A 14,337-nucleotide genomic window follows, 5' to 3' on the forward strand; every position below is an offset into this window, starting at 1 on the left:
CATTGCGAACGAAACATAGTGAAGTAAAGCAATCTGTATATCCATAACGAGAGATTACTTCGTCGATACCTCCTCGTAATGACGTATCAATTCGTCATTGCGAACGAAACATAGTGAAGTGAAGCAATCTGTATATCCATAACGAGAGATTACTTCGTCATTCTTCCTCGTAATGACGAAAATATTATACTTTTACCTCTATGAAAAAGAGCTATGTGTATTTTCTTACCAATAAAAATAATACTGTAATTTATATTGGGGTTACCAGTGATATTGAGAAAAGAATTTTCCAGCATAAGACAAAAGTATTTAAAGGGTTTACTTTTAAATACAATTGTAATAAGTTAGTTTATCTTGAAGAATTTGATTCAATAAATGATGCTATTGTTAGAGAAAAGCAACTAAAATCAGGAAATAGAAAAAGAAAAGAAGATTTAATAAATATAGCGAACCCTGAATGGAGTGATTTATCTACAAACTGGGTTTTTGATACGAATTAAAAGATTACTTCGTCATTCTTCCTCGTAACGACAATTCAAAACGTCATTGCGAATGAAACATAGTGAAGTGAAGTAATCATATATAAAAAACTAAATCAATATTATTCAACGAACAGATTACTTCGTCTTGTTACCAAAATAAATTTGGCACAAACCTCGTAATGACAATTCAAAACGTCATTACGAATGAAACATAGTGAAGTGAAGCAATCTATTTATCCTGAAATAAATTCAGAATCAAATAGGAATTTGTACTAAAATATTTGTTCCCTTTCCTTTTGAGCTTTGTACTCCGAAAATTCCTTTTAGTTTCTTAACACGTGTTTCCATGTTTTTAAAACCAATTCCCGCTGGATTTTCAACAGTATTAAACCCAACACCATTATCTTCAATTTCTAGTGTTAATTTACTTTCCAATTCTTTTATCGCTACTGAAATAGAACTTGCTTTCGCGTGTTTAATAATGTTTTGTAAAGCTTCTTGAAGGATTCGATAAATGTCTGTTTTTATATCTTTTTGTATAACATCCCAATTGATTTCTTTGGCGATATCAATTTTGTAGTTTAATTCGGCAATAGTAGTTTTTTCCTTGATAAGCTCGTTAATTACCGCATTGAAATTCTCTGAAGAACTACTTGGCGTATAACTCAATTTATGTGATACCTCACGAATTTCCTTTTCAATATCTTGAAGTTCATCTAATAGTTGACCATATTTTTCTTCTTCTTCTTTTCCTCCTCCTACAGGTAAAAACCCTAAACCAAATCGAGTTCCAAATAATCTTCCTAAAATACCGTCATGTAATTCTTGAGCAATTCTGTCGCGTTCGTTATTCGCAACTCTAACTTTTTCCAGCTCGGCTACGAAAGCTGCTTTTCTTTTCTTTAAATTGAAAAATAAAAAACTAATTCCTAAACCCAACAAACTAAAAATAGCTAAAAACCAACCCCATATTTTTTGTTCTCTCTCTTTTAATATTTCAATTTCTTTAGCTTCATTCTCTGTTCTTAACTCCTTGTTTTCTTTCTCTTTTTTTTCAGTTTCATAACGGATTCTAGCAAATTGGTTCTTTAACTGACGTTCTTGTTGAAAGAGGCTGTCGTTAAGCTCAATATATTCCTGCAAATACTTAAGAGATTCATCTCCCTTTTCAATTTTTGATAGAGTCAACAATGCTTTCAACCATCTTTTATTGTTATGTGTTTGCTTTGAATACTCTAAAGCAGAAATTGCATATTCTTTTGCTTTTGTAAAATTCTTTTTAGTTATATGAAAATCAGCTAAGTTCATAAACGTAGTTGGAATTTCAAAAGTAGTAGCTACACCATTTTCCTCTTGATATTGATTTCTTAAGTTTAAAACTTCAAAATATTTTTGCTCCGTATCATTTTCTATTCCTGATTTAAATTGACTATAAGTTAAATTCTCTAGTAATAGGGCATAATGAATAGGAAATTTTTCTTTAAGACTATCCAATAACAATCCTTTTTCAAAATATTTTACAGCCTTCTTATGAGAGTTATCTTTTTGATAAAATAACCCCATATTATTGTAAAACCTTATGTAACTTAATTTTTTTCGATTTTTGTTTTTAATTGAATCTCCAAAATTAAATGCGTATTTGTAATATTTAATTGCTTCTCTATCTTGATTTAATTCTTCAGAAACTAGACCTAAATTATTATATAAGCTTTCTAAATATGCAAATGATTCTAGAGGTTCTAAATATTTTAACGCTTCAAATGAACTGATTTGACTTCCTAAATAATCTTTTACCCTTCTTTGTACAACAGCCATACTTAACAGGCGTCTTCCTACTGCTAAAGAATCCTTTAAAAGTTTTGAAATATTTGTTGACAGTTGATAATAGAAATAAGCACTATCATTCTGATAGATTAATTTATGTTGTAAAGCTCTAAAATGATACAATTTGGCTAATAGAAAAGAATCTCTATGAATAAAATAAGTTGAATCTATTCTTTTTGTTATTGCTTGAAGCTCAGATAATTTTTTTGCAAAGTAGGCTTGTCTACCAGATTCAATTATATCGTCTTTAAACTGTTCATAATTAGTCTTGGATTGATTCTGAGCACTAATAGAAAATACAATTAAGAAAAAAACTAATAAAAGTTGACACTTATTCATGAAGCTGAAATTAATCAATCTTTACTATTTTGCAAGTGAGGTCTTTGATAAAACTTATTCTCTCAACTTCACAAATAAGTCCCAAAGAACAACTCCACAACTTACAGAAATATTTAAGGAGTGTTTTGTACCTAATTGAGGAATTTCAATACAATTATCCGATGCTGTTACAACTTCTTGTTGTACACCTTTAACCTCATTCCCAAAAACAACAGCATATTTTTCTTCTTTTGAAACAGAAAGCTCATCAAGCATTGTGCTATTATCAGCCTGTTCAATAGAAAATACTTTCACACCTTCTTCTTTAAGTTTATGAATTAAAGATATCGTGTCTTCCACATATTCCCAATTTACAGATTCGGTTGCACCTAAAGCTGTTTTGTGAATTTCTTTATTTGGTGGTGTGGCTGTAATTCCACATAAATAGATCTTCTCAATTAAAAAAGCGTCTGAAGTTCTAAAGACAGAACCTACATTATTTAAGCTTCTAATATTATCAAGTACAACAATTATCGGTGTTTTTTCTGCTTCTTTAAACTCATCTACTGAAATTCTTCCTAATTCGTTATTTTTTAATTTACGCATAGTTTTAGTAAGCTTTTACGTCATTGAGAATAAAATGAAGCAATCTGTAAATTCAGAATCTAATCAAAAAATAGAGATTACTCCATCATTCTTCTTCGTAATGACGATTGAAAACGTCATTACAAATAGAGTAAAACAAAATGAAAAAATCTGTTTCTTCTGAACTAAATTCAGAATCTAATCGAAAATAGAGATTACTCCATCATTCTTCTTCGTAATGACCGTTTTATTATATATGAGAATAGTTTTCTTGATTCGGCTGTAACTAAATATACATAATTGTTAATTGATAACTGATAATTGCAAACTGTTCCCTAATGACTTTTTTCTATCTTCGCAAAACTAACTTAAAATCTATAAACTTGGCAAAAACAAAGGCAAAAAAGGTGACTCCATTAATGCAACAGTATAACGGAATTAAAGCAAAATATCCGGATGCGATGTTGCTATTTCGCGTGGGTGATTTTTATGAAACCTTTGGAGAAGATGCTATAAAAGCATCAGAAGTTTTAGGAATTGTTTTAACCAAAAGAGGAAATGGAAGTGAAAGTGAAACGGCTTTAGCTGGTTTTCCGCATCATTCTTTAAATACCTATTTGCCGAAGTTAGTAAAAGCAGGACATCGTGTTGCTATTTGTGATCAATTAGAAGATCCAAAAATGACTAAGAAAATTGTAAAACGTGGTGTTACCGAATTGGTAACTCCAGGAGTTTCATTAAACGATGAAGTTTTACAATCGAAAACCAATAATTTCCTAGCAGCTATTCATTTTGATAAGAAGCAAATTGGTGTTTCTTTCCTTGATGTTTCAACAGGAGAATTTTTAGTTGCGCAAGGAAATGAATCTTACATTGATAAATTATTACAAAACTTTTCGCCAAGTGAAGTGTTAGTTCAAAAACAATATAAACAGCGTTTTCTTGAACAATTTACTAATCGTTTTCACACATTTTATTTAGAAGATTGGGTTTTTCAAAAAGACTACGGTTATGAAACTTTAACTTCACATTTTAAAGTAAAAAACTTAAAAGGATTTGGTGTTGAAGATATTACTTATGGCGTCGTAGCTGCTGGTGCTGTGATGTATTATTTATCGGAAACACAGCATAACAGAATTGAACACATTCAAAGAATTAATAGAATTGCTGAAGACAATTACATTTGGATGGATCGTTTTACAGTACGTAATTTAGAATTGTACGGTGGAAATTCTGTAAACTCCGTTTCGCTACTAGATGTTATTGATAAAACGATTTCTCCAATGGGAGGACGTTTATTAAAACGTTGGTTGGCTTTACCACTTAAAAATTTGGAACAAATAAAAGATCGTCACGAATTGGTAAAATTCTTAATTGACAGTGATGATTTCTTTGAAACTGTATCGTATCAATTAAAACAGATTTCTGATATCGAACGATTGGTTTCTAAAGTAGCCACAGGAAAAGTATCACCAAGAGAAGTTGTGTTACTTAAGAATTCTTTAAAAGCTATTTTACCAATTAAAACTGCTGCAGAAAACACTAAAAATACCGCAGTTAAAATCCTTGGAAATCAATTACACAATTGTGAGGATTTAATTGAAAAAATAAACACTACTGTTTTTGAAGATGCTCCTGTAAATATTAATAAAGGAAATGCAATTGCTAGTGGAGTTTCAGAAGAATTGGATGAGCTTAGAAGTATCGCAAATTCTGGAAAAGAATATCTAGATAATATGTTGGCTCGTGAAACGGAAAGAACAGGAATTCCAACATTAAAAATTGCCTTTAATAATGTTTTTGGTTACTATATAGAAGTAAGAAATACACATAAAGATAAGGTTCCTGAAGAGTGGATTAGAAAGCAAACGTTAGTAAACGCAGAACGTTACATCACTGAAGAACTAAAAGAATACGAAACAAAAATTCTAGGAGCTGAAGAAAAAATTCAGGCTTTGGAAGTTGAATTGTTTGGGAAACTGGTACAATATATTATTGACTTTGTTCAGCCAATTCAAGAAAATGCACAAACTATTGCTAAAATAGATTGTTTATTATCATTTGCTAAACTGGCAATTGATAATAATTATGTTCGACCAACAGTTGATGAAACAACAGATATTGAAATTAAAAATGGTCGTCATCCTGTAATTGAAAAACAACTTCCAATTGGTGAAGAATATATTGCAAATGATGTGGTTTTAAATCGTAGTCAGCAACAAATTATAATGATTACCGGACCAAACATGTCTGGTAAATCGGCAATTCTTCGTCAAACTGCGTTAATTGTTTTATTAGCTCAAATGGGAAGTTATGTTCCCGCACAGCAAGCTCGAATTGGAATTATAGATAAAATATTTACCAGAGTTGGTGCCAGTGATAATATATCAATGGGAGAATCTACATTCATGGTAGAAATGAATGAAACGGCTTCTATTTTAAATAACATCTCAGATCGTAGTTTAGTTTTATTAGATGAAATTGGTCGTGGTACTTCTACCTATGACGGAATTTCAATTGCTTGGGCCATAGCAGAATATTTACATGAGCACCCAGCAAAAGCTAAAACTTTATTTGCAACGCATTATCATGAGTTAAATGAAATGACAACAACTTTTGAGCGAGTAAAAAACTTTAATGTTTCTGTTAAAGAGCTTAAAGACAGCATTATTTTCTTACGTAAATTGGTAACTGGTGGAAGTAATCATAGTTTTGGAATTCATGTAGCAAAACTTGCAGGAATGCCAAATCAGGTTATTCACAGAGCCAATAAAATTTTAAAACAATTAGAAGAGAGTCATTCACATAAAGAAGTTGAAAAGACTTTAAAAGATGTTCAAAATCAAGAAATGCAAATGAGTTTCTTTCAATTAGATGATCCTTTATTAGAAGACATTAGAGAAGAAATTCTATCTACAAATATTGACACGTTAACGCCAATTGAAGCGTTAATGAAATTGAATGAAATTAAGAGAATGTTGGTGAAGAAGTAGTTTATTTTAAATTACTAATCCAAAATCTTTTAACTGATTTAAATTAGATATTTGATTATCTAAAGGAGCTTGTTTTCTATTAATTTGAATAGACTTCCAACCTATTTCTTTCGCTCCTTTAATATCTGCTTTTAAAGAATCACCAATCATAAGAATATCCTCCGAACGGAATTCTGAAGCTAGTTCTACTGTTTTGAAAATATTAGAGTCTGGTTTTAAAAATCCACATTCATATGAGAATATGATTTTATCAAAATAAGAGTCAAGTCCTAAATTATAAACTGGTTTTGCGTAAGGAAAAGCTAAATTTGAAATTAAATACAATTTATAGTTTTGTTTTAATTTTTCCAGCACAGAATTAACTTCTTTATAAACTGCAACAGATTCTAATTCTGATATTAAGTTTTCTTGTTTACCCTTATATAATCTTGAAAATTCCTTTGGCATTTCAGAAAACAAATCTTCTTTATTCATGATTAAAACATAGGTGAAATATGTCTGAATATCAACGTTAAACCCATTCAAAGAACTCTTATACAAGTCTAAGAAAAAATTACGATTGTCTTTTATTTCAACTAATGTATTGTATAAATCAAAAACTATAACTTTAATGTTCTCCATATAATGAACAAGTTATTCTCTATTTTCAAACTCACAAATTTTGAAAAACTCGTTACGAACGGCTAAATCGTTGAAACTTCCTCCGTATTCAATGGTTGTTGTATAGCTATTTTTATCTTTAATTCCACGAGAAGAAACACATAAATGCTTGGCGTTAACTAATACAATTACATCTTCAGTTCCTAACGTTTCTTGTAAATCTTTTAGAATTTGTAAGCATAAACGCTCTTGTACTTGTGGTCTGTGAGAATAATAATCTACCAATCTGTTGATTTTCGAAAGTCCAATAACCCTATCTTTTGGAATATAACCAACATGTGCATAACCTGTAATTGGAAGAAAATGATGTTCGCATGAAGAATCAATGGTAATATTTTGCTCTACCAATATTTTACCATAACCATACTTGTTTTCAAAAGTAGATGCTTTTGGTCTATTAGCAGGATTTAAACCATAAAACAATTCCTTTACGTACATTTTTGCAAAACGATAAGGAGTTCCTGAAAGGCTATCATCAGTTAAATCTAAACCTAACTCTTCCATAATTTTAGCAAAATACCCTTGAATATTTGCTATTTTCTCATCGTCAGATTTATCAAAAGCATTCGCAACCAAAGGTGTTTCAACATTTGTTGAAATATGGTTATCTCCTATATGATCATGTTTCTCCATTTCTTAATATTTTATTTAGTTATTAGCACAACATGTATCGTTTTCACATTGGCAATATTTGCCATTATATATATGTAAAAATACCAAACTTAACGCTGGAAAATAAATACTCTGTTCAGGTAAACCTACCCAATTAAAATATTCATTTACAACAACTAAAAATAGTAAAAACCACGTAAACCATAAGGCATATTTCATCCAATTCTTGGAAGTAGTTTTAACTGATCTGTTTATTGCAAAAAATGATATTATTAAAAATAAAACATCGATACTTTTCCACCAGAAAGGAACCGACTCTACACTGCAACAAGCAGCATGGGATTGAATGACAAATAAAAAAGGCGTAAATATACAATGAGCAAGGCATAAACTGCTTGATAATGCTCCTAATGTATCCGACTTTTGCTTCAGTACCATTGATTTCTTAATTTAGTAATTTTGAATTAGCAAAAATACGTCATTTTTTTAATTGCAACAATGTTGCTTTATTTTGGTTTTATGGGAGTTATAAGAAAAACGAAAGCGGTTAAAAGATTATTAAGTTTATTTGAGCCTGGAATTTCAGCAATTTCAGCTGTTGATTTAGTTGCTCAACTTAATGAAGAAATGAATAAAACTACAGTTTACCGAGTTTTAGATAGACTCGAAAATGATGGTGTGGTTCATTCTTTCATGGGAATTGAGGGCATTAAGTGGTATGCAAAATGCACAAGTTGTTCCTCTAGTCATCATAATGATATCCATCCTCATTTTCAATGTACAGAATGTAAAAAAGTAACCTGCTTATCTGTTGAGATTTCTATACCAAAATTAGAAAATTACACCATTGAAAATGCTTCTGTTCTTTTAACTGGTAGATGTGGAAATTGCGCCTAATGATAACATTTTATAGTCTTTAAAAAGATCTTTCAAGATATATAATGGTTACTTTTGTGGACTTTTATGCAACACGATATTAGTTTTAATTACATTAATAAATTAGCAATTCCTGCATTAATTACTGGTGTTGCTGAACCTCTACTTTCTACTACAGATTTAGCGATTATTGGAAATATTAACGAAAATGCAACTGAAAGTATTGCCGCTATTGGAATTGTTGGTGCTTTCCTTTCTATGTTGATTTGGGTTTTTGGACAAGTTCGCAGTGGAATTTCTTCTATAGTTTCCCAATATGTTGGCGCTCAAAAATTAAATGAAATTAAAAATCTACCTGCTCAGGCTACTGTAATCATTGTATTAACAAGTATATTCATTCTTACTCTTAGTTATCCTTTTGCGAAAGAAATCTTCGAGTTTTACAATGCTTCTGGTCAAGTTTTAGAGTATTCTATTGACTATTATAAAATCCGTGTTTTTGGTTTTCCTTTTACTTTATTTACTATCGCAGTTTACGGAACATTTAGAGGATTACAAAACACCTTTTATCCAATGATTATTGCTATTGTTGGAACATTAATTAATATAATTCTAGATATTCTTTTTGTATATGGAGTTGAAGATTATATACCAGCCATGCACATTAAAGGAGCAGCTTATGCAAGTGTTATTGCTCAGGTTATTATGGCTGTTTTATCATTGATTTTATTGTATAATAAAACTAATATTTCATTAAAATTTAGCTTACCATTTAATCATGAAGTACCTAGATTTATCAATATGGTTTTGAACTTGTTCGTCAGAACTATTGCTTTAAATATTGCTTTATATTTTGGTACGTCTTATGCTACCGACTATGGAAACGAATATATTGCTGCTTACACTATTGGTTTAAATCTATGGCTTATGGGAGCATTTATAATTGATGGATACTCTTCTGCTGGGAATATTTTATCAGGAAAACTATTGGGAGCTAAAGCATATAAAACTTTAGTAAGATTAGGTAATAGATTGATTTTGTATGGTTTTTCTTTGGGGGTTCTTATGGCAATTATTGGCTTTATATTGTATGAACCTATTGGAAGATTATTTACGCAAGAAAAAGAAGTTTTAGATACTTTCTATACTTCATTCTGGATTATATTAGTTATGCAACCTTTTTGCTCTTTAGCTTTTATTTACGATGGGATATTTAAGGGAATGGGAGAAATGAAATATTTACGTAATTTACTGTTAATAACAACCGGAATAGTTTTCATTCCTATACTGCTGTTTTTTGATTCTTTAGATTACAAATTATATGCAATATGGATTGCATTCTTCGCTTGGATTATAGCTCGTGGTTTGCCATTAATTATAGTATTTCGAAAGAAGTTTTTAGCATTGGCTCAACAACGCTAAATTTCCTTCTCAAAAACAATTTTTTGTTGCCCTTTTTCATTGATATACACTTGAACAATATCAAACCCATTCTTCAAGTTTAAAATCAACATAGGCTTAAATCGATTCATAGATTTTGTTCTTAATCTAGTAAATCTTTTTTCCTTTGCAATTGACTCTTGAGATGCTGCTAATTTTTTAGCAATTCCTTTTTTTCTATGATTCAATAAAACACCGCCAACCCAACTGTAAAAAGTACTTTCATTGTATCGGTATCCAATTTTAAATCCAACTGGAACTTCATTTTTATAAGCGATTATTGAAACTACATCTTCTTTGGTTGAAATTCTTTCCATAAAAAAATCAACTATTGCATCTTCAAAAACCAAAGTATACAACATCAATAGATCATCCAAAACTTCTTTACTTGGAGCTCCATGAATTGTTTTAATTTTTATGTTTTGATCAATCATAATTTCTCAAAGACTAAAATTACCACTATTTTTGAACAAACAACTAAATAATGACTACAACAATAAGACCCAACGGGAGTTTATATACCAAAATTGATAATAAAGTAGCAACTATTGAATTTGGACATCCAGCAAGCAATTCATTTCCAAGTGAATTATTAGATAGATTAGCTAAAGAGTTTGATAAACTCTCTGATGATACTAACGTTTCAGTTATCGTTTTAAAATCTGAAGGAGAACGTGCCTTTTGCGCTGGCGCTTCTTTTGATGAATTGGTAGCAATTGATAATTTAGAAGATGGGAAAGCTTTCTTTTCTGGTTTTGCTAATGTTATCAACGCGATGCGCAAATGTTCAAAATTAGTAATTGGTCGTATCCAAGGAAAAGTTGTAGGAGGCGGTGTTGGTTTAGCTGGTGCTTGTGATTATGTTTTAGCAACAGAAGCGGCTTCCATTAAACTTTCAGAATTAACTATTGGAATTGGACCTTTTGTAATTGCTCCTGCTGTAGAACGTAAAGTTGGTGTTAGCGGATTAGCAGAATTAACATTAGACGCCACGAACTGGAAAAATGCATATTGGGCAAAAGATAAAGGATTATATGCACGTGTATTTGAGTCAATTTCTGAATTAGATACAGAAGTAGAATTATTGGCTGCAAAGTTAGCTTCCTATAACCCTGAAGCTTTAGATGAAATGAAAAGAGCTTTGTGGTTAGGTACGGAACATTGGGATACTTTACTAATTGATCGAGCAGAAACTTCTGGTAAGCTAGTACTTTCTAATTTCACTAAAAATGCCTTAGCAAAATTTAAAAAGTGATTTCCTTAATTCGAACAAATTCTAAGAATAAAGACTTTATTGAGTTGGTAAAACAACTTGATGCTTATTTAGCTATCACTGATGGTGATGATCATGACTTCTACAATCAATATAATGGAATAGACAATATTAAATATGTTATCATTGGCTATATCGATTCTATTCCTGTTGCTTGCGGTGCAATGAAACAATTTGATACTCAAACGATGGAAATTAAAAGAATGTTTACCTCAAAAAAATCTAGAGGTAAAGGAATGGCATCAAAAATTTTGATTGAACTTGAAAAATGGGCAAAAGAATTATCTTTCGAAAGGTGTATTTTAGAAACAGGTATTCGACAAGTGGAAGCCGTTCATTTATATAAAAAAAACAACTATACTTTAACTCAAAATTATGGTCAATATCACGGTTTGGTAGAAAGCCTTTGTTTTGAAAAAAAATTATATTAAAATGGATCAATATTTATTTCTTGTATTAGCGGTAGGTTTAGTAGTTGTATATTTTTACAATAAAATGCGAAATAAACGCTAAAATTCCTATTTGTAAGATCGTCGGGTTTTATACAAACAATGCTCCAATGGTATATCTATAAAGTGTTGATTTTAAAAATATTGGAAGATGAATTTTTTTTAATCCAATTATTTAAAGATGATTGTGCTCTGTATTACTATTTTATATAATTTTGCACACTATTATGAGGACAATTAGAGTTACAAAACAGTTCACTTTTGAAACAGCACACGCACTGTACGGTTACGATGGAAAATGTAAGAATATTCATGGACATAGTTATAAATTATCAGTAACTGTAATTGGAACACCAATAAATGACCCAAACAACGTTAAGTACGGGATGGTTATTGATTTTGGTGATTTAAAAAAGATTGTAAATAAAGAAGTTGTTGATATTTTTGATCATGCAACAATTTTGAATAAGAATACTCCACATTTAGATTTGGCGAATCATTTACTTGAACTCGGTCATAATATTATTTTAGTAGATTATCAACCATCGAGTGAAATGATGATTTTAGATTTTGCAGGAAAAATCAAAGCACAACTACCAGAAGGTCTTACTTTACATTCTTTAAAACTACAAGAAACTGAGACCTGCTACGCGGAGTGGTTTGCTAGCGATAATTAAATATTTTATCCTCGGTTTTTGTTATTTCTAATTCTATAAGTTTTAAGGATGTTTATCATTTCCTTATAGTTTACATTTAACTCTTTGAGATTAATTTTTACTTCGTTCTCTTGATCATAATAATAAACCAAATATACTTCTAGTTTAGACTCTTTAAAATATTCCTTAATAACATCTTCTCCCTCAATCTGTGACCATTTTTTAAAACCTGATTTTTCCGTTGTAACTCCACTCGCATCAATTTCAATGATTGGTTCATTACTAGTAATTTTTTTCCAGGTCTTGAGGAAATCTCGGAAAACAATAATTAATGTAAGTAAAGCTCCTATTACATATTTTATATCATCATTCTTATAAAGAATAAAATAAAATGCAAGAAGAAATATTAGTATTGTACTAACAATTTCTATTGGATTACTACAACGTGAATAATAAATCTTTGTTTTTTTTGGGAGTAAATAATCTTCTCTGAATTGATCTTCTTTCTCAAACTTTCTAAAGGTTCTCTCTAAATCAATTTTATCTTGTTTACTTCTAATTTCTGTTTTCTCAAACCAATTACCATCTTCCCATAGTAACTTTTCCTCTATAGCTCGTTTTTTTAAATCATGTACATTTCTTACGTTTTCAAAAGCCCAAATTCTCCATTTGGTAATCATAAAACTCCATATAAACCATGCTAAACCAAAACCAGCAATTATACTTATCGGAATAGACCAAATAGGTACAATGTTTAAACTAAAAAAATAGTATGTCAATAAAGGTGTCCCTAAAATAAAGCATAACACAGGCAAATTGACAATTACATGACCAATTAATAAGGCTCTATTAACTGAAATACCAATTTTCATAGCATAATCTTACTTTCCGTTAAAAGTATTCATTGTATTTGCCAATCCTGCATTAACAAATGACTCTACGACTTTTATACTTGTCGGAATTCTTTCAATTAGAGTACTTTCCTCTTCATCACTCCACTTTCCTAGTACAAAATCAACCTGACCTCCTTTACGATAGTCAGAGCCTACTCCAAATCTAAAACGTGGATAAGAACCAGTATTTAGTTTCTCTTGAATATCTTTTAATCCATTATGTCCTCCTGCACTTCCTCTTCCTTTTAAACGAATTTTTCCAAAATCAATATTAAGATCGTCGGTAATAATCAAAACGTTATCTATCAAAATATTTTCTTTTTTCATCCAATATAAAACTGCTTTTCCACTCAAATTCATAAAAGTATTTGGTTTTAATACAAATACTGTTTTACCTTTAATTTTAATTTTTGCTAAATCGCCTAATTTTTCCGTGGTAAAAGATTCTTCATAGTCTTTAACTAAAGCATCTACAATCTTAAAACCTATATTATGACGTGTACTGTTATATTTTTCTCCAATATTGCCTAATCCAACTACTAAAAACTTTTTCATGATCTCCTCTTGTGTTTCCTTTTTACTTTTGAATAGTTTTTCTAAAAATGAAAGAATACCCATAATATTTAAATAAGATGTAAAATTAACTCAAAAAGTTTTACTGAGTAACTACCTGAATGGATTTAAAGGTATTAACAAATATTAATTAACCTATTTTGATTTATAATCAACTAGCAATTAATACCTTTCGTCGATATTAAACAGAATAATCATAAAATGATTTATAACTTACACCTAGACCATAAATTTCATTTAGATATTCGTTTATAGTTCGGGGGGACTGTGAACATAAAAAAATAGAGTCATCTAACGGTGACTCTATTTTTTATATTGATAAAACCTATACTAAATTAAAACTTCCTTTTTCTGTATTAAACATCACAAAATTCCAAATTATCATTAGAAAACTACACTTCGGCTGAAACCTCAATTAGAATAAGTAAGTCTTAGTATCTTTGAAGTGTAAGTATAGTAACTTTTTTTGTTTACAGTCAAGGGGGCTTTGAGCAATAGGAAAGGAGTCAATGATAAAATTGATTCCTTTTTTTTATTGTTTTATTCACATATTTACGATCACTTAATACCGTTAATCTACATAAATAGAAACTTTAGATGAAATAACTGCTTATTAACCATTGTTAATTACTAAACTGCCTTTAAAACCAAGCGATTCATCGATAAAAATAAAAATCAACTGAAATCCATCATATCTTTACAG

At 30.0% G+C, this 14,337-nt stretch carries 15 protein-coding genes; 7 read left to right on the forward strand and 8 right to left on the reverse strand.

The window, feature by feature from the left end; translation table 11 throughout:
* Positions 1 to 200: 200 nt before the first annotated feature.
* On the forward strand, positions 201 to 500 hold the full coding sequence (locus BTO06_RS16490) for a GIY-YIG nuclease family protein (protein ID WP_100926344.1): 300 nt from the start codon (positions 201 to 203) through the stop codon (positions 498 to 500).
* 237 nt (positions 501 to 737) lie between these two features.
* Here BTO06_RS16490 and BTO06_RS16495 read toward each other — a convergent pair whose 3' ends face one another.
* Positions 738 to 2,645 (reverse strand): tetratricopeptide repeat-containing sensor histidine kinase, encoded by a 1,908-nt coding sequence (locus tag BTO06_RS16495; protein ID WP_100926345.1) that lies wholly within the window; start codon positions 2,643 to 2,645, stop codon positions 738 to 740.
* 54 nt (positions 2,646 to 2,699) lie between these two features.
* Entirely contained in the window at positions 2,700 to 3,230 is a 531-nt protein-coding gene (locus tag BTO06_RS16500; protein WP_100926346.1) for an RNA methyltransferase, read from the reverse strand.
* Between the two features lie 362 nt (positions 3,231 to 3,592).
* On the opposite strand from BTO06_RS16500, the gene mutS reads away from it, so the two are divergent.
* Entirely contained in the window at positions 3,593 to 6,202 is a 2,610-nt protein-coding gene (gene mutS, locus BTO06_RS16505; RefSeq protein WP_100926347.1) for a DNA mismatch repair protein MutS, read from the forward strand.
* 6 nt (positions 6,203 to 6,208) lie between these two features.
* On the opposite strand, the gene BTO06_RS16510 is transcribed toward mutS, so the two are convergent.
* Genes BTO06_RS16510 through BTO06_RS16520 form a run of 3 tightly spaced genes read right to left on the reverse strand, consistent with a single transcriptional unit; the run spans position 6,209 to position 7,912 of the window.
* Positions 6,209 to 6,823 carry an HAD family hydrolase gene (locus tag BTO06_RS16510; protein ID WP_100926348.1) on the reverse strand — a complete coding sequence of 205 codons (615 nt, stop codon included), beginning with the start codon at positions 6,821 to 6,823 and terminating at the stop codon, positions 6,209 to 6,211.
* A 12-nt stretch (positions 6,824 to 6,835) separates the two neighbouring features.
* Positions 6,836 to 7,495, reverse strand: a complete 660-nt coding sequence (gene folE / locus BTO06_RS16515; RefSeq protein WP_100926349.1) for a GTP cyclohydrolase I FolE — start codon at positions 7,493 to 7,495, stop codon at positions 6,836 to 6,838.
* Between the two features lie 15 nt (positions 7,496 to 7,510).
* Positions 7,511 to 7,912, reverse strand: a complete 402-nt coding sequence (locus tag BTO06_RS16520) for a MerC domain-containing protein (RefSeq protein WP_100926350.1) — start codon at positions 7,910 to 7,912, stop codon at positions 7,511 to 7,513.
* Between the two features lie 81 nt (positions 7,913 to 7,993).
* On the opposite strand from BTO06_RS16520, the gene BTO06_RS16525 reads away from it, so the two are divergent.
* Complete coding sequence (locus BTO06_RS16525) at positions 7,994 to 8,371, forward strand: Fur family transcriptional regulator (RefSeq protein WP_100926351.1); 378 nt, start codon at positions 7,994 to 7,996, stop codon at positions 8,369 to 8,371.
* A 66-nt stretch (positions 8,372 to 8,437) separates the two neighbouring features.
* Positions 8,438 to 9,772, forward strand: a complete 1,335-nt coding sequence (locus BTO06_RS16530; protein ID WP_100926352.1) for an MATE family efflux transporter — start codon at positions 8,438 to 8,440, stop codon at positions 9,770 to 9,772.
* Here the strand turns inward: BTO06_RS16530 and BTO06_RS16535 are convergent.
* Positions 9,769 to 10,224, reverse strand: a complete 456-nt coding sequence (locus BTO06_RS16535; protein ID WP_100926353.1) for a GNAT family N-acetyltransferase — start codon at positions 10,222 to 10,224, stop codon at positions 9,769 to 9,771. The genes BTO06_RS16530 and BTO06_RS16535 overlap by 4 nt on opposite strands.
* A gap of 50 nt (positions 10,225 to 10,274) precedes the next feature.
* On the opposite strand from BTO06_RS16535, the gene BTO06_RS16540 reads away from it, so the two are divergent.
* The 3 genes from BTO06_RS16540 to BTO06_RS16550 all read left to right on the forward strand — a co-directional run bounded on the left by BTO06_RS16540 (position 10,275) and on the right by BTO06_RS16550 (position 12,189).
* Positions 10,275 to 11,045, forward strand: a complete 771-nt coding sequence (locus BTO06_RS16540; RefSeq protein WP_100926354.1) for an enoyl-CoA hydratase/isomerase family protein — start codon at positions 10,275 to 10,277, stop codon at positions 11,043 to 11,045.
* Positions 11,042 to 11,494 (forward strand): GNAT family N-acetyltransferase, encoded by a 453-nt coding sequence (locus tag BTO06_RS16545; protein ID WP_100926355.1) that lies wholly within the window; start codon positions 11,042 to 11,044, stop codon positions 11,492 to 11,494. Before BTO06_RS16540 ends, BTO06_RS16545 begins: the two co-directional genes overlap by 4 nt.
* 245 nt (positions 11,495 to 11,739) lie before the next feature.
* Complete coding sequence (locus BTO06_RS16550) at positions 11,740 to 12,189, forward strand: 6-pyruvoyl trahydropterin synthase family protein (RefSeq protein WP_100926356.1); 450 nt, start codon at positions 11,740 to 11,742, stop codon at positions 12,187 to 12,189.
* A gap of 5 nt (positions 12,190 to 12,194) precedes the next feature.
* On the opposite strand, the gene BTO06_RS16555 is transcribed toward BTO06_RS16550, so the two are convergent.
* Both BTO06_RS16555 and pth read right to left on the reverse strand, forming a co-directional pair.
* Positions 12,195 to 13,040: a hypothetical protein gene (locus BTO06_RS16555; RefSeq protein ID WP_100926357.1), complete on the reverse strand. Its 846-nt coding sequence runs from the start codon at positions 13,038 to 13,040 to the stop codon at positions 12,195 to 12,197.
* A 9-nt stretch (positions 13,041 to 13,049) separates the two neighbouring features.
* Positions 13,050 to 13,679, reverse strand: a complete 630-nt coding sequence (gene pth, locus BTO06_RS16560; RefSeq protein WP_232731483.1) for an aminoacyl-tRNA hydrolase — start codon at positions 13,677 to 13,679, stop codon at positions 13,050 to 13,052.
* Positions 13,680 to 14,337: the final 658 nt, after the last annotated feature.

This window comes from Tenacibaculum sp. SZ-18, from assembly GCF_002813915.1.
Lineage (GTDB): Bacteria > Bacteroidota > Bacteroidia > Flavobacteriales > Flavobacteriaceae > Polaribacter.